The organism is [Pantoea] beijingensis, from assembly GCF_022647505.1.
Lineage (GTDB): Bacteria > Pseudomonadota > Gammaproteobacteria > Enterobacterales > Enterobacteriaceae > Erwinia > Erwinia beijingensis.
On record NZ_CP071409.1, the window covers coordinates 3,829,235 to 3,850,913 of the forward strand.

Here is a 21,679-nt window from a genome sequence, read left to right on the forward strand (position 1 = left end):
AAATAAGCAAAGAGTCATTTGCAAATAATTAACATAAAACTCAAACTCAGGACTATCTGGTATGACCAGATCCCTTTATCGCTGCTTCAGGAGATTGACATGCTGTACCAAAGCGAAACACTTTCTCTCGACTGGCTGGATGACGGTATTGCCGAACTGATTTTTGATGCTCCCGGCTCAGTAAATAAACTGGATACTAAAACGGTAGCCAGTCTGGGTGAAGCGATCGCAGTTCTGGAGAAACAAGCGACTCTCAAAGGATTACTCCTCAGCTCACGGAAGCCCACATTTATTGTCGGTGCCGATATCAACGAATTTTTATCGCTGTTTGCAGCCCCTGCAGAAAAACTTGAGCAGTGGCTCGCTTTTGCCAATGCAATTTTCAATCGGCTTGAAGATTTACCTGTCCCCACTCTCTCCGCCATAAGTGGCTACGCGTTGGGTGGTGGCTGTGAATGCGTGCTGGCTACTGATTATCGTATTGCCACCGCCGATGCACGTATTGGTTTGCCGGAAACCCGACTCGGTATTATGCCGGGCTTTGGCGGCTCAGTGCGTCTTCCGCGTTTGCTTGGTGCCGATAGTGCATTGGAAATTATCGCCGCAGGTAAAGATGTGGATGCAAACCGCGCATTGGCGATAGGTTTAATCGACGCTATTACCACACCGGAAAAGCTGCACAGTGGGGCAATAGCAATGTTAAAAGCAGCTATCGCCGAACCGCACTGCTGGCGGACCCGCCGCCAACCTAAGCTACAGCCGTTAAAACTGAGTGCCATTGAAGCGGCAATGAGTTTCACTACGGCCAAGGCGCTGGTCATTCAAACTGCAGGTAAACACTATCCAGCACCTCTTATCGCAGTCAAAAGCATCGAAGCTGCCGCCGGATTAGACCGCGATAACGCGCTAAAGCTGGAAGCAAAAGCTTTCGTCCCGCTGGCTCGCTCTAATGAAGCTCGTGCCCTGGTGGGAATTTTCCTCAACGATCAATACATTAAATCGAAAGCCAAAAAACTGATCGGTAACAGCAAAGTTCCAACACAAGCCGCCGTATTAGGGGCTGGCATTATGGGTGGTGGTATCGCTTATCAGTCCGCCTGGAAAGGTGTGCCCGTAATAATGAAAGATATCAACCCGAAATCGCTGACGCTTGGCATGGACGAAGCCAGCAAACTGCTGAATAAACAGCTTGAACGGGGAAAAATAGATGGGCTCAAACTGGCTGGCATTATTGCGACAATCCAACCCACGCTGGATTACGCTAGCTTTGAACGTGCTGATATCGTCGTCGAGGCCGTAGTAGAGAATCCGAAAGTCAAAGCGGCCGTATTGGCAGAAACGGAAAAACAGGTGCGCGAAGACACAATTTTAGTTTCAAACACCTCAACCATTCCGATTAACCACTTAGCTGGCGTATTAACCCGTCCGCAAAACTTCTGTGGTATGCACTTCTTCAATCCGGTACACCGCATGCCACTGGTCGAGGTGATTCGTGGTGAAAGGACCTCGGATTCAACGCTCGCTAAGGTGGTAGCCTGGGCAAGTAAAATGGGTAAAACCCCCATTATCGTTAACGATTGCCCCGGATTCTTCGTGAATCGCGTGCTCTTTCCCTATTTTGCCGGTTTCAGCTTACTGCTACGTGACGGCGCTGATTTTCGGCAAATCGATAACGTCATGGAAAAAACCTTTGGCTGGCCCATGGGGCCTGCCTATCTGCTGGATGTGGTTGGGATTGATACGGCTCACCATGCTCAACGCGTAATGGCAGAGGGCTTTCCAACGCGAATGAAAAAAGATTATCGCGATGCCATCGATGTCATGTTCGATGCTCATCGCTACGGCCAGAAGAACCAGCTCGGCTTTTACGCATGGGAAAATGACAAAAAAGGCAAAGCCCAAAAAGTATCAGACCCAGCGGTAGATGAGTTATTACAAAGCGTCAGCAAGCCCCGGCGAGAGTTTAGTGACGCCGAAATTATCGCCCGAATGATGATCCCAATGATCAATGAAGTAGTGCGTTGTCTGGAAGAAAACATCATTGCCAGCCCGGCCGAAGCCGATATGGCATTAGTCTACGGGCTCGGTTTTCCACCATTCCACGGAGGTGCTTTCCGTTATCTGGATACCATAAGCAATATCGCCTTTGTCGAGCAAGCGAAGCAATTTATACATCTGGGCATGCTGTACCAGGTGCCGGCAGGCATAGAAAATAAAGCACAGATTGGTGAAAGCTGGTATCCCGTTGCTCAACCGACTAACGACGACATCCTGAAAACGGCGTGAGGAAAATATAATGGAAAACGTAGTCATTGTTGATGCTATCCGTACGCCAATGGGACGCTCCAAAGGCGGTGCATTTCGCCATGTACGTGCGGAAGACCTCTCAGCTCATCTGATGCGTGAGATCGTTAGTCGTAACCCTTCACTGGATGCGGCGTCACTGGACGATATTTACTGGGGCTGCGTGCAACAAACACTGGAACAGGGATTTAACATTGCGCGTAATGCCGCACTGCTGGCGGAAATTCCCCACCACGTTCCTGCTACCACAGTAAATCGCCTGTGTGGTTCATCTATGCAGGCTCTACACGATGCCGCCCGCGCCATTATGGTTGGTGATGCTACCGCTTGCCTTATCGGTGGTGTGGAACATATGGGCCATGTTCCTATGAACCACGGGGTTGATTTCCACCCTGGCCTGAGTCGTACTGTAGCAAAAGCAGCAGGTATGATGGGGCTGACGGCAGAGATGCTGGCACGCATGCATCATATTAGTCGCGAGATGCAGGATGAATTCGCCGCTCGCTCCCACCAACGGGCCTGGGCTGCCACCCAAGCCGGGCATTTTAAAAATGAGATTGTCACCACTTCCGGCCACGATGCCGATGGCGTGCTTAAACGTTACGATTTTGATGAAGTCATCCGCCCTGAAACTGACATTGCAGGCCTGGCAGCACTGAGGCCTGCATTTGACCCGGCAAATGGCAGTGTCACCGCAGGCAGCTCTTCCGCTCTCTCCGATGGCGCCGCAGCTATGTTAATAATGAGTGAATCGCGCGCCCGGGCACTGGGATTAGCGCCTCGCGCACGTATCAGGGCGATGGCCGTAGTCGGCTGCGCCCCTTCAATCATGGGCTACGGTCCAGTACCTGCATCAAAACTGGCACTAAAGCGAGCAGGTCTGACGGTTAACGATATTGATCTGTTTGAACTGAACGAAGCCTTTGCCGCGCAGACGCTTCCGTGTATCAAAGATCTGGGATTACTTGATCGGCTGGATGAAAAGGTCAACTTGAATGGTGGTGCGATTGCATTAGGACATCCGTTGGGTTGCTCCGGAGCCCGTATCAGCACCACATTACTTAATTTGATGGAGCGTCGTGATGTCCAGTTTGGCCTGGCGACCATGTGTATTGGATTAGGTCAGGGTATTGCGACAATTTTCGAACGCGTCTGACCGTTCATCAAGCTGCAGGTTTACTGGTTACGCCATTACCTGGCCCATCTCTGGGCCACGCCCTTTCGAGACCAAGAGCTGGCGTTCAAATCTGTTCTGGTCACTGCAGTTGCCTGCATATGTTGTCCGGGAGGGATTTCTGACGTTGGCCTGCATTCCGGAGCAGATACGATGGCACGTGAACCAATTGAATCGCTTCCCGCCCGTTGGGGCGGTTTTAATTTCAATGAAACAACACGTTGAGGCGAGTAACAACCCGCCTCTGCGGTCTCAAATAAAAGCAAAAGCGTCGCCGAACATCTGATTTTCCTGTGCACCACGTTCAGTGCAGAAACGATCGCGAGCAACTTTTGCCATCTCAAAACGTCCGGCAATATAGATATCATGCCCGCTTAGCGAACCATAGTCCTGCATCACGGCGGTTAGCACCGTACCGTTCCGCCCTTCCCAGCCTTCTTCAGGCTGTTCAACCACCGGAATGACTTTTAGATTTGGATGCTTAATTGCCAGCGCATTTAGCTCATCAAGATCGTAAAGATGTTTGAGTTCGCGCCCACCCCAGTAAATAGCAATATCCCGATCGGGCTGCTGTGCAAGAGCCGTCAGCAGGATCGAGCGAGCGTAAGAAAATCCCGTACCTCCCGCAATCAAAATCAACGGACGCGTACTGTCATCGCGTAACCAGGCATCACCATGAGGAATATCCACGGTAATTTCACGCTGTTGCTGAATACGTTCCATGACGGCCATCGCATAGAGATTGAGCTCGGATGCACCAATGTGCAGTTCGATAATATCCTTCTCCATCGGCGTTGAGGCCAGAGAGAACGGACGTTTATCACGTTCGTCCATCACAACCATCAAATACTGGCCCGCACGAAAACTAAAATTAGCTTCAGGCACCAGTCGAACTCGATACACGGTATCGGTAATAGCCTCTACCGAGGTTACTTTACAGCTTAACGTTGTCATGCGTTCCCTCTGTCGGGTCGTCATTATCAGTGGTTCACGATGCGTATACCCGCCCAATTCCACGCTGCAGATTTGTTGATAAACCCCACACGCCCCGGCCATCTGATTTCATTCAGCCTCCGGGAACGTACAGATTCCCCACATCCTGCAACGCGAATGATTCAGGATATCATTAACGCTTCGGCGCTACATTAAAGATAGCTAGCTCATCCCAGATGGCATCAATACGTGCGGTAACAGCCGCATCTTTTACGATCGGCCGGCCCCATTCTCGCTGCGTTTCACCCGGCCATTTATTTGTCGCATCCAGCCCCATTTTTGACCCCAGTCCCGAAACCGGCGATGCAAAATCCAGATAATCGATTGGCGTATTTTCGACTAAGACCGTATCACGCGCGGGGTCCATTCGCGTGGTAATAGCCCATATCACATCGTTCCAGTCTCGCGCATTCACGTCATCGTCACAGACGATAACAAACTTGGTGTACATAAATTGCCGCAGAAATGACCACACGCCCATCATGATTCTCTTGGCGTGTCCGGCATACTGCTTTTTCATTGTCACAACAGCCAGCCGATAAGAACAACCTTCAGGCGGCAAATAGAAATCGACAATTTCCGGGAACTGCTTCTGCAAAATAGGCACAAACACTTCGTTTAGCGCAACACCCAATACCGCAGGTTCATCCGGTGGACGTCCCGTGTAAGTAGAATGATAGATAGCATCACGACGTTGCGTAATATGCGTTACGGTAAAGACAGGGAAGTTATCGACTTCGTTATAGTAACCGGTATGGTCGCCATAGGGGCCTTCCGGCGCGGTTTCCCCCGCCTCAATATAACCTTCAAGTATTATTTCCGCACTGGCGGGAACTTCAAGATCGTTACTGATGCACTTCACCACTTCGGTTTTATTGCCCCGTAACAGGCCTGCAAAAGCATATTCCGACAGGCTGTCCGGAACCGGTGTTACCGCGCCTAAAATAGTGGCAGGATCGGCACCCAATGCCACGGCAACCGGAAAACGTTCACCAGGATGCGCCTGACACCACTCTTGAAAATCAAGTGCACCGCCGCGGTGGGAGAGCCAACGCATAATAACTTTATTTTTTCCAATCACCTGCTGACGATAAATGCCAAGATTCTGCCGTTCTTTGTGGGGACCGCGCGTAACGGTCAATCCCCAGGTTATGAGCGGTGCGGCATCTTCCGGCCAGCACTTCATCACCGGAATGCGGGACAGGTCAACGTCATCACCTTGCCAGATCTGTTCCTGGCAGGGAGCATTACGTAACCGCTTCGTTGGCATATTCAGCACTTGCTTAAACTGCGGCATCTTATCAAACAGATCACGGAAACCTTTCGGCGGCTCCGGTTCTTTTAAAAAAGCCAACAGTTTACCCACTTCGCGTAAGGCGCCGACATCCTCCTGGCCCATCCCCATCGCTACACGCTTGGGTGTGCCAAACAGGTTACACAGCACCGGCATGTCATAGCCTTTGGGGTTTTCAAACAGAAGGGCCGGGCCGCCGGCACGCAGAGTGCGATCGGCAATTTCGGTCATTTCCAGATCGGGATCGATCTCATGCGTGATTCTTTTTAATTCCCCGCGCTGCTCCAGCAGAGAAATGAAGTCGCGTAAGTCCTGGTATTTCATGACTTTCCATCAATACGGTCGGTGAATCGGCCATTATAAAGCTGATTCCTGAGGCATGCTTGTTTTTGTTACTGACTCTGTCATCCCGCCAGATGAAAGGTAATCGTGGTCACCTGGGAATGACACCCGCTCACGACCAAGATCCTCATCAAACATTCAGAGTACAGGAAGAAACATCCTCAACGTATGATCAGTCGAGTTACCGAGAGTCTGATACAGGTTGGCCATCAACGTCAATTTCCAATTCAGCGTTATACGTCAGCGTTGCCTGCATAGCGAGGCTGGTTTATGGTGATAGATTAAGATATTTCTTACGCTACAGGATGGCGTAAAGCTTGATGTAGCTATAACTCTAACAGGGGTTTTGGTATCCTTATCATCTGATAATTGGAAAGTGACATTATGGAATCCTGGTATTTACTTTACTGCAAACGTGGGCAGTTATTGCGCGCAAAAGAGCATCTTGAGCGTCAGTCGGTGCATTGTCTTAGCCCAATGATAGCGATGGAAAAAATCGTGCGTGGCAAACGTACCACCGTTAGTGAGCCTCTGTTTCCCAATTATTTGTTCATTGAGTTCGATCCCGAGACCATCCATACCACCACCATCAGCGCGACACGTGGCGTTAGCCATTTCGTACGTTTTGGCGCACTACCTGCTACCGTGCCGCAGGAAGTTATTGACATGCTGCAGACGGACACGCCACAAAACAGGGTTGATCCTGATACGCCGCAGCCCGGTGATGCGGTCATCATCACCGAAGGGGCTTTTGAAGGATTAAAAGCGATATTTACCGAACCAGACGGTGAAGCGCGCTCTATGCTGTTGCTCAACTTACTGAACAAACAGATTGTGCGTAGCGTGGATAATAAGCAGTTTCAGAAGATGTAAATTGGGCGGTTTAATACCGCCCAAGATCGGTTACCGCTGCATCTGCTCGTCACGTAACCACTCGGCCACACGTTTAGAAAAATAGGTCAAAATACCGTTCGCACCCGCACGCTTAAAGCATAATAACGATTCCATAATCGCAGGCTTCTCTGCCAACCAACCATTTTGAATCGCGGCCATATGCATCGCATACTCGCCAGAGACTTGGTAAGCAAACGTTGGCACGCCAAAGGTATCCTTCACCCGGCGAATAACGTCAAGATAGGGCATACCCGGCTTAACCATTACCATATCTGCACCTTCCTGCAAATCCTGGGCAATCTCTTGCAGCGCCTCATCCGTATTGGCCGGATCCATCTGATAGGTCATTTTATTGCCCCCTTTCAGATTACCGGAAGAACCAATCGCATCACGGAACGGGCCGTAGTAGCAAGAGGCATACTTCGCGGAATAGGCCATGATCTGAGTATTAACAAAACCCTCAAGCTCAAGCTGCCCACGGATAGCGCCAATACGGCCATCCATCATATCGCTTGGCGCGATGATTTCAGCACCAGCCTCAGCATGGGAGAGCGCCTGACGTACAAGGATCTCTTTCGTGATGTCATTGATAACATAGCCATCAGCATCAATCACACCATCCTGGCCATGCGTGGTATAAGGATCCAGCGCGACGTCTGTCAACAATCCCAGCTCTGGTACTGCATCTTTTAACGCACGGATAGTACGCTGGACCAACCCGTCGGGGCTGTACGCCTCTTCCGCATGCAGGGATTTCTTATCACCTTCAATCACCGGAAAAAGCGACATAACCGGTACGCCAAGTTTTGCAATCGCTTCCGCTTCTTTTAACAACAGATCGAGGGTCATACGCCTGACGCCCGGCATAGATGCTACGTCCTGTTGCTTATTGTGGCCTTCCATAACAAAGACGGGATAAATTAGATCGTCAACGGTTAGTTGATTTTCCGCAACCAGACGACGACTAAAATCATGACGACGCACGCGGCGCAGACGACGGCCAGGAAAGGCGCCAGGGAATGCAAAGCTCATTAGTGTTCTCCTGATAGGAATAGTGCAGACTTTTATATTACGCAGCGCATGGCGGGTATAACCCCGCCCGATTAAAGCCTGAACAAACTCCGGGTATTTTCATCAATTTTCTGCCCAAGCCACTCAGGATCTTCGCCACGCCATACGGCTACCTGATGGACAATATGTGGCAAAAAACAGGGTTCATTGCGGCGCGAAGGAGGACGGGGCCTCATGTCACGCGGTAACAGATAAGGTGCATCCGTCTCCAGCAATAGGCGATCGGCGGGAATTAGCGGCAATAGCTCGCGCAGGGCCAGTCCACGGCGCTCATCACAGACCCAACCGGTGATCCCCACATAAAGTCCACACGCCAGACACGCTTCCAGCTCTGATTGCGTACCGGTAAAGCAATGCACCACCGCCCCGGGCAATTTGTCGATCCACGGCGTTAAGATATCGATAAAACGCGAATGTGCATCACGGCAATGGAGAAATACCGGCATTGAAAGTTCTGCGGCCAGCGCCAGCTGAGCATCAAACGCATATTCTTGCTGATCGTGGGCCGAGAAGTTGCGGTTAAAATCGAGCCCACACTCGCCGATAGCTACAACCTGTGGGCGCTCTGTCAAACGACGTAGCGTTGAGGCGGTTTCGCCAGACCATTCACTGGCGTGGTGGGGATGAACACCCGCGGTTGACCAACAGTAATCGGGGTTTTGCTGAGCCAGGCTCTGCGCCTGCTGACTTTCTAGCGCGTTAGTACCGGTAATTAAAATGCCGGTGACGCCTGCTTCACGCGCGCGTTTAACGACCTTTACACGATCTTTGGCGAATTGTGTACTGGTCAAGTTTACACCGATATCAAACATGTCTCTTTCCAAACGGTAACCGCCCTTACGGGCGGTTTTCTATGACTTTTAATTCCACGCATCTGGCTGGAATCGCGTGCCCCAGGGGATATCAGGATTCAGGTTCCTGCTCCTTATCCATACCCTGACGTCCTTTTCCGACATAGAAGCGTGAAAAGAATACGCCGACTTCAAACAAACAGTACATCGGAATAGCGAGCAAAGTTTGCGAAAAAACATCCGGCGGTGTCAGTAACATACCGACGACAAAAGCGCCTACAAGCACATACGGACGCTTTCTTTTTAGATCTTCCGGGCTTGTCACGCCGGTCCAGCACAGCAATACAATTGCGATAGGCACTTCAAAGGAGACGCCAAACGCCATAAATAGCGCCATGACAAAATCCAGGTAGTTATTAATATCAGTCGCAATCAATACGCCCTGGGGGGCGGTTTTGGCGAAAAAACCAAACGCTAATGGGAAAACGATAAAATAGGCAAACGCCACACCGATATAAAACAAAGCAGTACTGGAAAAGAGTAAAGGCATAACCAGCCGGCGTTCATGCCGATAGAGTGCTGGGGCAACAAAAGCCCAAATCTGATACAGGATCACCGGAACAGCAAGAAACACCGAGACAATAATGGTGAGCTTGATAGGCGTAAAAAAGGGTGAGGCGACATCGGTCGCAATCATGCTGGCACCTACCGGCAACTGCTTGATCAGCGGAGCGGAAACCAACTGGTAAATATCATTCGCAAAATACACCAAGGCAAGGAAAATAACCAAAACGGCAATAATGCAGTTGAGCAGGCGCTTACGCAGTTCAATCAGATGACTGATGAGGGGTTGGGTATCTTCAACAGCCATGTTTAACGTTCATCACTTGTTGGTGCAGTTAATGTTGCCACTCGCGGATCTTGTTTGGCTTCAACCGCTGTAGCAGATTCTGCTGATGGTGAAATGGAATCGAGTGCAGCGTCGACAGTTTCTGGTGCCTGAGGGGGTGAACTGACCTGCGCACCTGCGGCCGCTGGCGTCACGCCATCATGAGACTCATGCGGATCGTTCACCAGTGGATTATGTATCGTATTGGCTTCATCATCCGCTTTTTCGTTATCGCCCAGATAAGAACGTCTCATAGAGTCTGCCGTTTTTTTCAACGCCTCCATAGACTCTTTTAGCTCAGGAGAAAGCGAATCCTTACTGGCCTGCTCGACTTTTCGCAGACTGTCCTGAAGTTCCTGAATTTTCAGTTCCTGTGCCAACTCATTCTGCACGTTGGCCGCGAGTGAACGCAATGCGCGAATCCAGCCGACCACTGTTCTTACCGCAACCGGCAGACGCTGCGGTCCAAGGACAACCAGTCCGATAACGAACACCAATACCAGTTCACTAAAACCTATATCGAACACGGCTTACACCTTGTCTTTGTCGTTCCTGGATTCTTCGTTCTTAACTTCAGTCTGTGGCTTGTCTGCCAACGTTTTAGCACTGAAGTCAGCATCCTGAGACGCTTTCTCTGTGTCTTTCTGATCCTCATCACCCATCGCTTTTTTAAAACCTTTGATGGATGAACCTAAATCGGAACCCAGGTTACGTAATTTATTGGTACCGAACAGAAGTACCACAATCACGGCAATAATTAACAATTGCCAAATACTGATCCCACCCATGTGCTTGCCTCTGATAAAAGATAATAATCACGCCAGTCATGAAGTATATAACATCTCGCTGCACACTGACGATGAGCAAACCTCCAGCATCCTCATAAAAACGTTTTTTTACGCTTCATGACAATGCGCTGGCTCTGCGCCAGCCGATAAGCCAGGCGACGAGACCGCCAGCCATCATCAGCGCCGGAAAAATATCCCATTCAGGATGCATCAGTAACATTCCGGTCCCGCTCAGGAGGAGAGTCGCGCCAACGCCAAACAGAAAACGTGACTGATGTTGGTTTGCTCGCTGAATATGAATATCACTGACCAGCCGGTCCACGCTATGCTGCAATCTTTTATGTTGACGCATGCTGTCATAAAAAAGCTCAGGTAATTCGGGTAACTTCTCAGCCCAGAAAGGCGCTTTCTCTTTTAATGCACGCACAATGGCGGGAATGCCAACCTGGTCTTTGATCCACTCTTCCAGGAAAGGTTTCGCTGTCTTCCACAGATCGAGCTGGGGATACAACTGCCGGCCAACGCCCTCAACATACAATAACGTTTTTTGCAGCAACACCAGCTGTGGCTGCACTTCCATATTAAAACGGCGTGCGGTGTTAAACAGATTTAACAAGACGTGACCAAAGGAGATTTCAGCCAGTGGCTTCTCAAATATCGGTTCACAGACGGTACGGATCGCGAACTCAAAATCTTCAACGTTGGTGTCTGCGGGCACCCAGCCAGAATCCACATGCAGCTCGGCAACCTTTCGATAGTCACGGTTAAAAAAGGCAATAAAGTTTTCTGCCAGATAACGCTTATCACCTTTATTAAGCGATCCCACAATCCCACAATCAATCCCGATATACTGTGGATCTTCAGGGTGGTCATAGCTTACGAAGATATTGCCTGGATGCATGTCAGCATGGAAAAAACTGTCACGGAATACCTGGGTAAAGAACACCTGCACACCGCGTTCAGCTAGCAGTTTCATATTCACACCGTGCTGTTCGAGCGTCACGACATCTGAAATAGGAATACCGTAGATGCGCTCCATCACCAGCATTGTCTCACTGCAATAATCCGAAAAGACTTCAGGAACATACAGCATTTTGCTTTGGTCAAAGTTGCGACGCAGTTGAATCGCATTCGCCGCCTCTCGCAGCAAATTAAGTTCATCGATCAGGGTCTTTTCGTAATCAGCGACGACTTCAAGTGGACGCAAACGACGTCCGTCCGGTAACAGACGCGGAACCCAACGCGCCAGCCGGTAGATCAGTTTCATATCCGCTTTGATGACCGGCAAAATATCCGGGCGGATCACTTTGATGACGATCTCTCTGCCATTCTCTTTGAGCGTCGCGGTATGTACTTGAGCAATAGAAGCAGAGGCCAGCGGCTTGATCTCAAAATTATCAAACCAGGTCTCAATCGTCGTTCCTAAAGAAAGCTCGATTTGTCGACGAGCCTGAGCCCCATCAAAGGGGGCCACGCGGTCTTGCAACATAGCCAGTTGATCGGCGATATGGGGCGGAAAAAGATCGCGGCGCGTTGACATCATTTGGCCAAACTTGATCCAAACCGGCCCAAGTTCTTCCATCGCCAGTCGGATGCGCGTGCCTAAGTCTTCTTTTTTATGCCGATTAGGTAACCAGAAAATACAACGTCGCCAGAGACGAATGGGCAACGTTATACGCATTCGGGGGATCAGTTCATCCAGGCCATAGCTCAGGAAAACTTTGATGATGTAATAAAGTCGACGAATTTCACCCAGTGTCATTTCGCCTCCAGTTGCGCTAACCGGTCGCTAAGTGCATCCGCAGCGCGACTTATCGCATCAACTTCTTCAGCGAACCAGGCAAGCTCAAGTCCACAAGGAGCGACACGCCACTCTTCTGTTAAAGTCAGGGCCGCGTAACGCTGCTTACGTTCCATATCGCCGCGAAGGAAACGAAAACTGCGACGCGCGAACTGGCTCATGCCCTGTGCGACAATATCGCCTACCCAGGGAGCAAGATACTCTGCCGGATCGAGTTCGGCTAAGTCGAACAGAGTAGAGAACTGCTGCACAACTTGCAGATCCCCTTCCACTTCCAGCTCTCCACTGCGGATCAAGGTTGTGAGCTGTTGCTTATCACGCAGTTTTACCAACGTTGCAAGTCGCGTTTTTACCGAACAATCCGCCTGCTCACTCCACTCACCCAATACATCCACATGGTTCTCACTGAATATCAACGTTAAAGGCTGAGAAAGCGCATCCAGATCGAACGCTAAACTTTTGCCGTTAAGGCGTTGACGCGCCGCTTTCAGGCTACGATCGCGATACAAAATTTGGTTAAGCGCGGTCTCCAGACCTGCGGTTAACAGCGGCGTTAAAGTCATTCGCTTTCCCGGTTAAAACTTGAATCCACGATGCAGCGCAACGATGCCGCCCGTCATATTGTGGTAAGTCGCATTTTCAAAACCCACGTCCATCATCATCGCCTTCAGCGTTTCCTGATCGGGATGCATGCGGATGGATTCAGCCAAATAACGGTAGCTTTCTGCATCTTTTGCCACCAGTTCACCAATGCGCGGCAAGATATGGAAAGAATAGGCATCGTAGGCTTTACTGATCGGCTCAAGAACCGGTTTGGAGAACTCCAGCACTAACAAACGGCCGCCAGGTTTCAGCACGCGAAACATGGATGCCAACGCCTTTTCCTTCTCGGTTACGTTACGCAAACCAAAAGAAATGGTGATGCAGTCAAAATAATTATCAGGGAAAGGTAGCGCCTCTGCATTAGCCTGCACGTAGCTAACGTTGCCAACAATGCCGCTATTGCGCAGCTTTTCACGCCCCATTTTCAGCATCGAACTGTTGATATCAGCCAGCACCACTTGCCCGGTCTCACCCACGATACGGGAGAATTTCGCGGTGAGGTCACCGGTTCCACCCGCCAGATCGAGCACACGCTGACCGCGGCGCACGCCGCTAGAATCGATGGTAAAACGCTTCCAGATACGATGGATACCAAACGACATCAGATCGTTCATCAGGTCATATTTTGCCGCGACGGAATGGAAAACGTCTGCCACCATATCCGCCTTTTCGCTTTTCGCTACGGTGCGAAAACCAAAGTGTGTGGTTTCCTGCGGTTCATCTGCCATTTGTTTTGCCTGCTCCACAATCAAATATCCCCGAAGTGTATCAGAGTCGCGATTATCAGGCACGCTAGCCCACGTTTATTCGTTGATGCATCTCAATATCCCATCAGACTTCAGGCTGCAGATTACGGGCTGTGATATGAATCATTTCGAGTAATCATCATCCGATAACACGTTACTGTCTGATGCGTCTTCATGGATCTCCGACGTTTCCGGCAGCGCCTGCTCAGCCAGACGCGGATTAATGGGCCGTTTTATCTCGACGCCGAGATGGCGAAAACTTTCACTCTGGGCAATGAGGTTACCACGCCCTTCCGCCAACTTTTTCATTGCAAGGCGGTAATGATCCTGAGCTTTATCCAGGCTCAGTCCTAAGCCTGTCATATCATCAACAAAAAGTCGCATCTTGTCGTAGAGCTTAGCGGCACGATCGGCAATACGCTGTGCATTACGACTTTGATGCTCATAGCGCCAGAGATTATTTATGGTACGTAACGCCACCAGCAGCGTTGTCGGGCTCACCAACATAATGTTCAGTTTTAGCGCTTCGCTAATCAACTCTGGCTGTCGATCAATCGCCAGTAAAAATGCAGGTTCTACGGGAATAAACATCAACACATAATCCAGTGAGCGTAAACCCGGTAATTGTTGATAATCTTTTCGGCTTAACCCCCGAAGATGCGCTCGAATTGCCGCAATATGCTCGTTAATTGCCTGCTCCCGCGCAATATCGTCTTCCCCATTGAAGTAACGCTCATAGGCAACCAACGTCATTTTGGCATCAATCACCACATCTTTACCCTGTGGCAAGCGCACAATAACATCCGGCTGCATACGGCTATGCTGATCGATCTGGACATTAACTTGGGTCTGATATTCATGGCCTTCACGTAAGCCCGATGCTTCAAGTACTCGACTCAGCACCACCTCTCCCCAATTCCCCTGGGTTTTATTATCGCCCTTTAACGCTTTGGTCAGATTGATCGCTTCCTGTGCCATTTGCGCATTCAGCTGTTGCAGATTACGAATTTCATGGGAAAGCGTATGTCGCTCACGCGCTTCCTGACCGAAACTGTCCTGAACCTGGCGACGAAATCCTTCCAGTTGTTCACGCAGCGGCGTTATTAAACCCTGCAGGCTTTGACGATTTTGTTCATCAACCCGCCGACCACTGCTTTCAAAAATGCGATTCGCCAGGTTTTCAAACTGTGCGGTCAGCCGCTGTTCACTGTTTGTCAGCAAACGCTGCTTTTCTTCAGCCGCCATTCTTGTCTCTTCCAGCCGGATAGTCACTTCACGCAATTCAGCTTCCTGCGCGCTGTTAATTTCACGCAGCGCACGGAGCTCCTGCTGCAGCAGTTCACACTCATTGCGCCAGTAGCCCAACTGCTCTAGCTTCTCCTGCGCGGCGGTAAACTGCCCGTGAAGATTTCGCAGCTCAATCTCATGCTGGCGCAGGTGTTGCTGATGCTTTTCCAGTGACAGTTGACGCGAGGCTAGCTCCTGCTGTGTCTGGTGCAAATCATGTTCCAGCAGACGCTGCTGCGTATCATGCTGCGCACTACGCTGCTGCGCACGCATACTGACAATTAACCAGCCCAGCAACAGCCCAATCACTAAGCCGCCAATACCGTAAAATAAACTGGTATCCACTTATCCTCCTGTTACATCGCGCGTTTCTATCGCGCTACGCGTCTATTCAACGCCACGTTAAAGGGAGGCTGTATGGATGTCCAGTCTGTTTTATCCTGACCAGATGATAACGGTAAAAATGACCGCATAAGCGGCCACAGAAGAGTGATCATTTTGAGGGCCACGGCCGTGGCACAAGGGAGAGAGCAGGCCGCCGAAACGCCCCCGTCCTGAAAGGGCTACAGCAGGCGGCGAGCCGCTTCAACCACGATTTTCACCGCGTCGCTTTCCGTCTGTTGCATTGTCTGAGCATCCGGGATCTCTTTTTGAGTCCGGTTAACAATGACACCAGCCACCATACCAGCACGCAAGCCCTGGCTGGCGCACATCGTTAATAACGTTGCAGACTCCATCTCATAGTTCAGTACCCCCATTTGCTGCCACTCTTTCATCGATCCCTGGAAGCGGCTCACCACGCGCCCGGAGAATGTGTCGTAGCGTTCCTGACCGGGATAAAACGTATCGGATGAAGCGGTAATCCCAATATGGGTTTTCGCACCAGTGGCTTTCGCAGCATCGACCAGCGCCGTCGTACAACTAAAATCGGCCACAGCCGGAAACTCCAGTGGAGCAAAATGCAGACTTGCACCGTCAAGACGAACCGATCCCGTCGTCACCAGCACATCACCCACATTAATATGCGGCTGGATCGCACCGGTAGTTCCCACACGCAGAAACGTTCTGACGCCTAACTGCGCCAACTCTTCAACCGCGATTGACGTCGAAGGGCCACCAATGCCGGTTGAACAAACCACAACAGGTTTACCGTCCAGTTCCGCGCGCCAGGTAGTGAACTCGCGATGAGACGCAAGATGAACAGGATTCTCCATCAGAGCCGCAATTTTTTTCACGCGCTCAGGATCGCCAGGCACAATCGCCAGTGTCGCTCCCTGTAAATCAGCTTTTGTAATACCAAGGTGAAAAACGTCAGATTGGGCCATAACAGACTCCTGTTTAAAATAGGATTGATAATGCAATGCGCTACTGTAAGGCAGCACTCAATAAATTTATGTGATTTTTCTCACTCATTAAAATGGAAGTTACATTTCATAAGGAAAAATATGTGGTTTAAATCACATTAAATCACTCTGTAATCATAATTTGCTACAACCAACCCTGCGCTTTTTCCTGCCCGAGTGTTAAAGAGATAGATGTTAAAAAGGGTACGCAACACATAATCAATGTGTAATTCTGACTATAGTTACCTGATTGCGCTAATGCTTGCATGGAGAGAACAATGAACACTGAAAAAAACACCGCTCATAAACAAGACAATAATGGGTTCGCTCCTGCGGTAGCCCCCACCGCATCGACCACGATTCTGACTGAAAGTGAGTCGATCACGACTAAAGAAACTTCCATTCCCACACAGGGCGAAAACATGCCCGCTTTTTATGCCAAACCCAAAGATGCATCAGAGCCGCTACCGGTAGTTTTAGTGGTTCAGGAGGTCTTTGGCGTCCACGAACATATCCGCGATATTTGCCGCCGCCTTGCGATGGAAGGGTATCTGGCTATTGCCCCTGAACTCTATTTCCGTCAGGGCGACCCTAATGATTACAGCGATCTCTCAACATTGCTGAAAGAGCTGGTCAGCAAGGTGCCTGATGCACAGGTATTAGCCGATCTTGACCACGTGGCTAATTGGGCCTCGCGGAACGGAGGCGATATGCGTAATACCGCTATCACCGGCTTTTGCTGGGGAGGACGTATCTGTTGGCTGTATGCCGCTCATAATCCACAGTTAAAAGCAGCTGTTGCATGGTATGGCAGGCTTGTGGGTGAAAAAACCATGAAACAGCCAAAACATCCGGTTGATGTGACAATGGACCTTAACGCACCGGTGTTGGGTTTGTACGGTGGATTGGATACTGGTATCCCACAGGAAAGCGTTGAATTAATGCGCCAGGCGTTACGAGCGGCTAACGCTAAATCAGAAATCATTGTCTATCCGGAAGCCGGACATGCATTTAACGCAGATTATCGTCCCGATTATCATGAAGAATCAGCGAAAGATGGCTGGTCGCGGATGCTCGCCTGGTTCAAACAAAACGGCGTAAAACCTGCAGCCTGAGTAAACAAGGGGGCGCCGGCGCCCCCTAGTATCAGACTTTAGTTTCACGCAGGTTCTGTGCCGCTTTTACCATGTTGGCCAGCGCCTGACGCGTTTCAGTCCACCCACGCGTTTTCAAACCACAGTCCGGGTTAACCCACAAGCGCTCAACCGGAATACGTTTCGCCGCTTTCAGCAGCAGATCCTGAATCCACTCCACGCCAGGCACGTTGGGTGAATGAATGTCATACACGCCCGGCCCAATTTCATTGGGATACTCGAAATCCTCAAACGCCTCGAGCAGGTCCATATCAGAACGCGATGTTTCGATGGTGATCACGTCAGCGTCCAGCGCGGCGATAGAATCCATGATGTCGTTAAACTCGCAATAACACATGTGGGTGTGAATCTGCGTATCATCCCGTGCAACAGCCGCATTCAGGCGGAACGCATCCACGCCCCATTTCAGATAGGCCGCCCAGTCAGACTGACGCAATGGCAAACCTTCGCGCAGCGCAGGCTCATCAATCTGGATGATACCAATGCCCGCTTTCTCCAGGTCTTCAACTTCGTCACGCAGCGCCAGCGCAATCTGTTTAGCAATGGTTTCACGTGACACATCTTCGCGCGGGAAAGACCAGCAGAGAATGGTCACCGGCCCCGTCAGCATCCCTTTGACAGGCTTATCGGTCAGAGACTGCGCATATTTGGCCCATTCAACGGTAATCGCTTCAGGACGACTGACATCGCCAATAATAACCGGCGGTTTCACGCAACGGGAACCATAGCTTTGTACCCAACCGTTCTGAGTAAACACGAAGCCATCCAGATGCTCGCCGAAGTATTCAACCATGTCGTTACGTTCTGCTTCACCATGTACCAGCACGTCCAGACCTAAACGCTCCTGCTCCGCGATCGCCTGTTTGATATGTTCCGCAATGCCGGTGCGGTAATGATTACCGTCGAGACGCCCCTGTTTGAAATCCAGGCGCAGGCCACGAATTTCAGTGGTCTGAGGGAATGAGCCTATGGTCGTGGTGGGCCATGCCGGCAGGTTAAAGCGCTTACGCTGGGCAACGGCACGCGCCGGGTAATCGCTTTGACGTTCAATATCTTGTGGGGTGATCGCGGCCAGACGTTGTGCAACAGCGGCATTATGTACGCGGTTTGAGTTACGACGAGCGCGGATTGGCGCGCTCCATGATTCCAGAGACGCCGCATCGTTGGTGTTCAGCGCTTTCGTCAGCAGCGCCAACTCACCGCATTTTTGCAGTGCAAATGAGAACCAGCTTTTCACTTCATCATCAAGCCGTGTTTCAACACTCAGATCGATTGGGCTATGCAGCAGTGAACATGAAGAACCCATCCACAGCTGTTTACGCTGACCAACAAGCGGCGCTAAACGCTCAAACCAGGTGCTCAGATCGGCACGCCATACGTTACGGCCATTGATCACCCCTAAAGAGAGCAGCCACTCGGCGGGCAGTTTAGCGTTGATATCAGTGATATCATCTTTGCCGTGTACTAAATCAACATGCAGGCCATTTACCGGCAGTGCGCGAAGGGTATCCAGGTTGTGAGAGATACTATCGAAATAGGTGGTTAACAGCAGTTTTGTATTGCCCAGCAGCGCAGTATAAGCCGGTTTGAAAGCGTTCAGCCATTCAGCAGGCAGCTCAAGAACCAGTGCAGGTTCATCGATCTGCACCCACTCAATACCACGTTTCGCCAGCTCCGCCAGCACTTGCTGGTAGACGGGAAGAATATCCTGCAGCAGGCTCAGGCGATCAAACTGCTCACCTTTCACTTTGCCCAGCCAAAGATAGGTAACAGGCCCCAGTAAAACAGGTTTGACTTTATGCCCAAGGGCCAGCGCTTCATCGACTTCATCCAGCAGCTGTGTCCAGGTCAGTTTGAACTGCTGGCCCTTAGTGAATTCTGGCACCATGTAGTGATAGTTGGTGTTAAACCATTTGGTCATTTCTGCAGCGGCGGCGGGTTCGCCGGTTGGTGCGCGACCACGTCCCAAACGGAACAAGGTGTCCAGATCGACCGAGCCGTCTTTATTTTGGTGACGCGCAGGTACGTTGCCCAGTAACAGACTGGTCGTCAGTACGTGATCATACCAGGCAAAATCACCTACGGGCAGCAGATCAACGCCAGCCTCTTTTTGTTGCTGCCAGTGGCGAGCACGCAGTTCACTACCCACGGCCAGCAACTCTTCCTGAGTACTGTTGCCTGCCCAGTAACTTTCCTGCGCTTTTTTCAGTTCGCGACGTAAGCCGACGCGGGGAAATCCAAGTGTATGGTTCAGGATGGTCATGATTTTATCCTTGTCTGTTAATAACGTTGCGCAATATGTTGAACTGGCGTCATTAGCACCGTCAGTTTGGACGTGGGTCGCGCGGCATTTTTAGCATGGTTCACCGCGCCGCATTTAAGGTCACCTTGCGCACTCAGGTGCTCATACGTCTGGTAAAATACACCTCGGTCCAAAATGACAAGCAGGATAGCTGGAAGTTTGGACGTCCAGATGTTTACACTGCTATACTGTGCAGGTACTGTATGAACCACAAGCGCAAATTATTCACTCTCGATATGAAGGACTCTCATGATCGAACTCAAACACCTGCGAACGCTGCAAGCATTGCGAAATACTGGCTCGCTCGCTGCGGCGGCGGCCCAGCTGCACCAAACGCAATCGGCGTTATCCCACCAGTTCAGTGACCTGGAGCAGCGCCTGGGCTTTCGTCTGTTTGTGCGCAAAAGCCAACCGCTGCGCTTTACGCCGCAGGGAGAGATCTTGTTACAGCTGGCTGAACAGGTGTTACCGCAGATTCAGCAGGCCTTACAGGCATGCCATGAACCTCACCAAGCCACCCTGCGTATCGCTATTGAATGCCATAGCTGTATTCAATGGCTGACGCCCGCACTGGATAATTTCCGCCAAAGCTGGCCGCAGGTGGTGATGGATTTCAAATCAGGCGTGACTTTTGATCCTCAGCCTGCGCTGCAGCAGGGCGAACTTGATGTAGTACTGACTTCTGATATCTTGCCTCGCAGTGGTCTACACTATTCGCCCATGTTCGATTTCGAAGTTCGGCTGGTACTTGCGCCCGATCATCCGCTGGCCCAGCAGGAACAAATTACGCCAGTTGACCTGGCGAATGATGTGTTGCTTATTTATCCAGTACAGCGCCAGCGTCTGGATATCTGGCGTAACTTTCTGCAACCCGCGGGCGTCAGTCCGGCATTGAAAAGCGTCGATAATACTTTACTGCTGATTCAGATGGTTGCCGCGCGTATGGGCATTGCCGCGCTACCGCACTGGGTAGTAGAAAGCTTCGAACGTCAGGGATTAGTTGTCACAAAAACACTGGGGAATGGACTCTGGAGTCGACTGTACGCTGCCGTGCGTGATGGTGAGCAGCGCCAACCGGTTATCGAAGCGTTTATTCGCTCTTCACGCCAGCACGCATGTGATAATTTGCCGCTGGTTCATGACGCCTCGCGTCCCGGCAACCCGATACCACAGCCGCTCTCGTCACCGCTACTCTGAATATATACGCACGCCAGTGGGCCTCACTGGCCGTCATCAATCCTATCCCTGTCTGCCAGCCATATTCGGCAAAATCCACGATTGCGATGACTCCTGTTTACCACCTGCAGACACGAATACCGTGAACAGCGCTGCAACTTCAGGGACGACATGTATATAATGCGCCGCAACGCCCTTATAAATTGAAGAGATTTCATTATGACCAACAATGACGTGTTACGCAGCGTGCGCTACATGCTGGACTTAAGTGACGCCCAGATGGTCGCCCTTCTGGCGCTGGCAGACAGCGACGTGTCCGCCGAGGAAATGCATGCCTTTTTGAAAAAAGAAGAAGAAGAGGGGTTCCGCGCCTGTCCCGATGTCATCATGGGCTATTTTCTTAATGGATTGATTTTTCAGCGTCGCGGTAAGAGTGAAGAGGCACCAGCACCGTCCATCGAACGCAAAATGACCAATAACATCATGCTAAAAAAACTGCGCGTTGCCTTTGATTTAAAAGCGACCGATATTACGGATGTGCTACAGCTAGCCGATTTCTCAGTATCACAAAGCGAGATAGGTGCCATTTTCCGCAAGCCGGGGCACAAAAACTATCGGGAATGTGGCGATCAGATCTTAAGAAACTTTTTAAAAGGGCTGACGAAAAAAATACGTCCGACAGCCGAGAAGAAAGCCTAGAGCATCGTAAGCCAGGTCCGCCTGGCTT

General features: G+C 50.7%; 19 protein-coding genes. 6 read left to right on the plus strand and 13 right to left on the minus strand.

Translation table 11 applies throughout. The features are described from left to right. Positions 1-99: 99 nt before the first annotated feature. Together fadB and fadA are read left to right on the plus strand one after the other, a co-directional pair. Positions 100-2,286: a fatty acid oxidation complex subunit alpha FadB gene (gene fadB / locus J1C60_RS17315; protein WP_128176256.1), complete on the plus strand. Its 2,187-nt coding sequence runs from the start codon at positions 100-102 to the stop codon at positions 2,284-2,286. A gap of 10 nt (positions 2,287-2,296) precedes the next feature. Further along, the gene (gene fadA / locus J1C60_RS17320; protein WP_128176258.1) at positions 2,297-3,460 is read left to right on the plus strand and encodes an acetyl-CoA C-acyltransferase FadA; all 1,164 of its coding nucleotides are present in this window, start codon (positions 2,297-2,299) and stop codon (positions 3,458-3,460) included. A 270-nt stretch (positions 3,461-3,730) separates the two neighbouring features. On the opposite strand, the gene fre is transcribed toward fadA, so the two are convergent. Next, the gene (fre, locus tag J1C60_RS17325) at positions 3,731-4,432 is read right to left on the minus strand and encodes an NAD(P)H-flavin reductase (RefSeq protein WP_128176260.1); all 702 of its coding nucleotides are present in this window, start codon (positions 4,430-4,432) and stop codon (positions 3,731-3,733) included. Between the two features lie 172 nt (positions 4,433-4,604). Then, positions 4,605-6,089, minus strand: a complete 1,485-nt coding sequence (gene ubiD / locus J1C60_RS17330) for a 4-hydroxy-3-polyprenylbenzoate decarboxylase (RefSeq protein ID WP_128176262.1) — start codon at positions 6,087-6,089, stop codon at positions 4,605-4,607. Between the two features lie 402 nt (positions 6,090-6,491). Between ubiD and rfaH the strand changes: the two genes are divergently transcribed. Continuing rightward, positions 6,492-6,980 (plus strand): transcription/translation regulatory transformer protein RfaH, encoded by a 489-nt coding sequence (gene rfaH, locus J1C60_RS17335; RefSeq protein ID WP_128176264.1) that lies wholly within the window; start codon positions 6,492-6,494, stop codon positions 6,978-6,980. Between the two features lie 30 nt (positions 6,981-7,010). On the opposite strand, the gene hemB is transcribed toward rfaH, so the two are convergent. The 10 genes from hemB to udp form a co-directional block, all read right to left on the minus strand. Further along, positions 7,011-8,033 carry a porphobilinogen synthase gene (hemB, locus tag J1C60_RS17340; RefSeq protein WP_128176266.1) on the minus strand — a complete coding sequence of 341 codons (1,023 nt, stop codon included), beginning with the start codon at positions 8,031-8,033 and terminating at the stop codon, positions 7,011-7,013. Positions 8,034-8,104: 71 nt separating this feature from the next. Further along, on the minus strand, positions 8,105-8,884 hold the full coding sequence (gene tatD, locus J1C60_RS17345; RefSeq protein ID WP_128176268.1) for a 3'-5' ssDNA/RNA exonuclease TatD: 780 nt from the start codon (positions 8,882-8,884) through the stop codon (positions 8,105-8,107). Between the two features lie 91 nt (positions 8,885-8,975). Continuing rightward, complete coding sequence (gene tatC, locus J1C60_RS17350) at positions 8,976-9,734, minus strand: Sec-independent protein translocase subunit TatC (protein ID WP_128176269.1); 759 nt, start codon at positions 9,732-9,734, stop codon at positions 8,976-8,978. A 2-nt stretch (positions 9,735-9,736) separates the two neighbouring features. Continuing rightward, positions 9,737-10,279, minus strand: a complete 543-nt coding sequence (gene tatB, locus J1C60_RS17355) for a Sec-independent protein translocase protein TatB (RefSeq protein WP_128176271.1) — start codon at positions 10,277-10,279, stop codon at positions 9,737-9,739. A gap of 3 nt (positions 10,280-10,282) precedes the next feature. Continuing rightward, on the minus strand, positions 10,283-10,540 hold the full coding sequence (tatA, locus tag J1C60_RS17360) for a Sec-independent protein translocase subunit TatA (protein ID WP_128176273.1): 258 nt from the start codon (positions 10,538-10,540) through the stop codon (positions 10,283-10,285). 115 nt (positions 10,541-10,655) lie between these two features. Further along, complete coding sequence (gene ubiB, locus J1C60_RS17365) at positions 10,656-12,302, minus strand: ubiquinone biosynthesis regulatory protein kinase UbiB (RefSeq protein WP_128176275.1); 1,647 nt, start codon at positions 12,300-12,302, stop codon at positions 10,656-10,658. Beyond that, a complete protein-coding gene (gene ubiJ, locus J1C60_RS17370; protein ID WP_128176277.1) occupies positions 12,299-12,904 on the minus strand; it encodes a ubiquinone biosynthesis protein UbiJ in 606 nt (201 codons plus the stop codon). The genes ubiB and ubiJ overlap by 4 nt, the downstream gene beginning before the upstream one ends. 12 nt (positions 12,905-12,916) lie before the next feature. Continuing rightward, positions 12,917-13,672: a bifunctional demethylmenaquinone methyltransferase/2-methoxy-6-polyprenyl-1,4-benzoquinol methylase UbiE gene (gene ubiE / locus J1C60_RS17375; RefSeq protein WP_128176279.1), complete on the minus strand. Its 756-nt coding sequence runs from the start codon at positions 13,670-13,672 to the stop codon at positions 12,917-12,919. Positions 13,673-13,813: 141 nt separating this feature from the next. Further along, complete coding sequence (gene rmuC / locus J1C60_RS17380) at positions 13,814-15,322, minus strand: DNA recombination protein RmuC (protein WP_128176281.1); 1,509 nt, start codon at positions 15,320-15,322, stop codon at positions 13,814-13,816. A 218-nt stretch (positions 15,323-15,540) separates the two neighbouring features. Next, positions 15,541-16,302: a uridine phosphorylase gene (gene udp, locus J1C60_RS17385; RefSeq protein WP_128176283.1), complete on the minus strand. Its 762-nt coding sequence runs from the start codon at positions 16,300-16,302 to the stop codon at positions 15,541-15,543. A gap of 296 nt (positions 16,303-16,598) precedes the next feature. Here udp and J1C60_RS17390 point away from each other — a divergent pair, with 296 nt between their 5' ends. After that, a complete protein-coding gene (locus J1C60_RS17390) occupies positions 16,599-17,435 on the plus strand; it encodes a dienelactone hydrolase family protein (RefSeq protein WP_128176285.1) in 837 nt (278 codons plus the stop codon). Between the two features lie 31 nt (positions 17,436-17,466). Here J1C60_RS17390 and metE read toward each other — a convergent pair whose 3' ends face one another. Beyond that, entirely contained in the window at positions 17,467-19,737 is a 2,271-nt protein-coding gene (gene metE / locus J1C60_RS17395; protein WP_128176286.1) for a 5-methyltetrahydropteroyltriglutamate--homocysteine S-methyltransferase, read from the minus strand. A gap of 288 nt (positions 19,738-20,025) precedes the next feature. On the opposite strand from metE, the gene metR reads away from it, so the two are divergent. Together metR and J1C60_RS17405 are read left to right on the plus strand one after the other, a co-directional pair. Then, positions 20,026-20,973, plus strand: a complete 948-nt coding sequence (gene metR / locus J1C60_RS17400) for an HTH-type transcriptional regulator MetR (protein WP_128176288.1) — start codon at positions 20,026-20,028, stop codon at positions 20,971-20,973. 198 nt (positions 20,974-21,171) lie between these two features. Continuing rightward, positions 21,172-21,651 carry a YehS family protein gene (locus J1C60_RS17405; protein ID WP_128176290.1) on the plus strand — a complete coding sequence of 160 codons (480 nt, stop codon included), beginning with the start codon at positions 21,172-21,174 and terminating at the stop codon, positions 21,649-21,651. The last annotated feature ends 28 nt before the right edge of the window (positions 21,652-21,679 follow it).

Coding starts and splice junctions, on each gene's coding strand:
- fadB (WP_128176256.1), top strand. CDS start 100: ATGCTGTACCAAAGCGAAACACTTTCTCTCGACTGGCTGGATGACGGT.
- fadA (WP_128176258.1), top strand. CDS start 2,297: ATGGAAAACGTAGTCATTGTTGATGCTATCCGTACGCCAATGGGACGC.
- fre (WP_128176260.1), bottom strand. CDS start 4,432: ATGACAACGTTAAGCTGTAAAGTAACCTCGGTAGAGGCTATTACCGAT.
- ubiD (WP_128176262.1), bottom strand. CDS start 6,089: ATGAAATACCAGGACTTACGCGACTTCATTTCTCTGCTGGAGCAGCGC.
- rfaH (WP_128176264.1), top strand. CDS start 6,492: ATGGAATCCTGGTATTTACTTTACTGCAAACGTGGGCAGTTATTGCGC.
- hemB (WP_128176266.1), bottom strand. CDS start 8,033: ATGAGCTTTGCATTCCCTGGCGCCTTTCCTGGCCGTCGTCTGCGCCGC.
- tatD (WP_128176268.1), bottom strand. CDS start 8,884: ATGTTTGATATCGGTGTAAACTTGACCAGTACACAATTCGCCAAAGAT.
- tatC (WP_128176269.1), bottom strand. CDS start 9,734: ATGGCTGTTGAAGATACCCAACCCCTCATCAGTCATCTGATTGAACTG.
- tatA (WP_128176273.1), bottom strand. CDS start 10,540: ATGGGTGGGATCAGTATTTGGCAATTGTTAATTATTGCCGTGATTGTG.
- ubiB (WP_128176275.1), bottom strand. CDS start 12,302: ATGACACTGGGTGAAATTCGTCGACTTTATTACATCATCAAAGTTTTC.
- ubiJ (WP_128176277.1), bottom strand. CDS start 12,904: ATGACTTTAACGCCGCTGTTAACCGCAGGTCTGGAGACCGCGCTTAAC.
- ubiE (WP_128176279.1), bottom strand. CDS start 13,672: ATGGCAGATGAACCGCAGGAAACCACACACTTTGGTTTTCGCACCGTA.
- udp (WP_128176283.1), bottom strand. CDS start 16,302: ATGGCCCAATCTGACGTTTTTCACCTTGGTATTACAAAAGCTGATTTA.
- J1C60_RS17390 (WP_128176285.1), top strand. CDS start 16,599: ATGAACACTGAAAAAAACACCGCTCATAAACAAGACAATAATGGGTTC.
- metE (WP_128176286.1), bottom strand. CDS start 19,737: ATGACCATCCTGAACCATACACTTGGATTTCCCCGCGTCGGCTTACGT.
- metR (WP_128176288.1), top strand. CDS start 20,026: ATGATCGAACTCAAACACCTGCGAACGCTGCAAGCATTGCGAAATACT.
- J1C60_RS17405 (WP_128176290.1), top strand. CDS start 21,172: ATGACCAACAATGACGTGTTACGCAGCGTGCGCTACATGCTGGACTTA.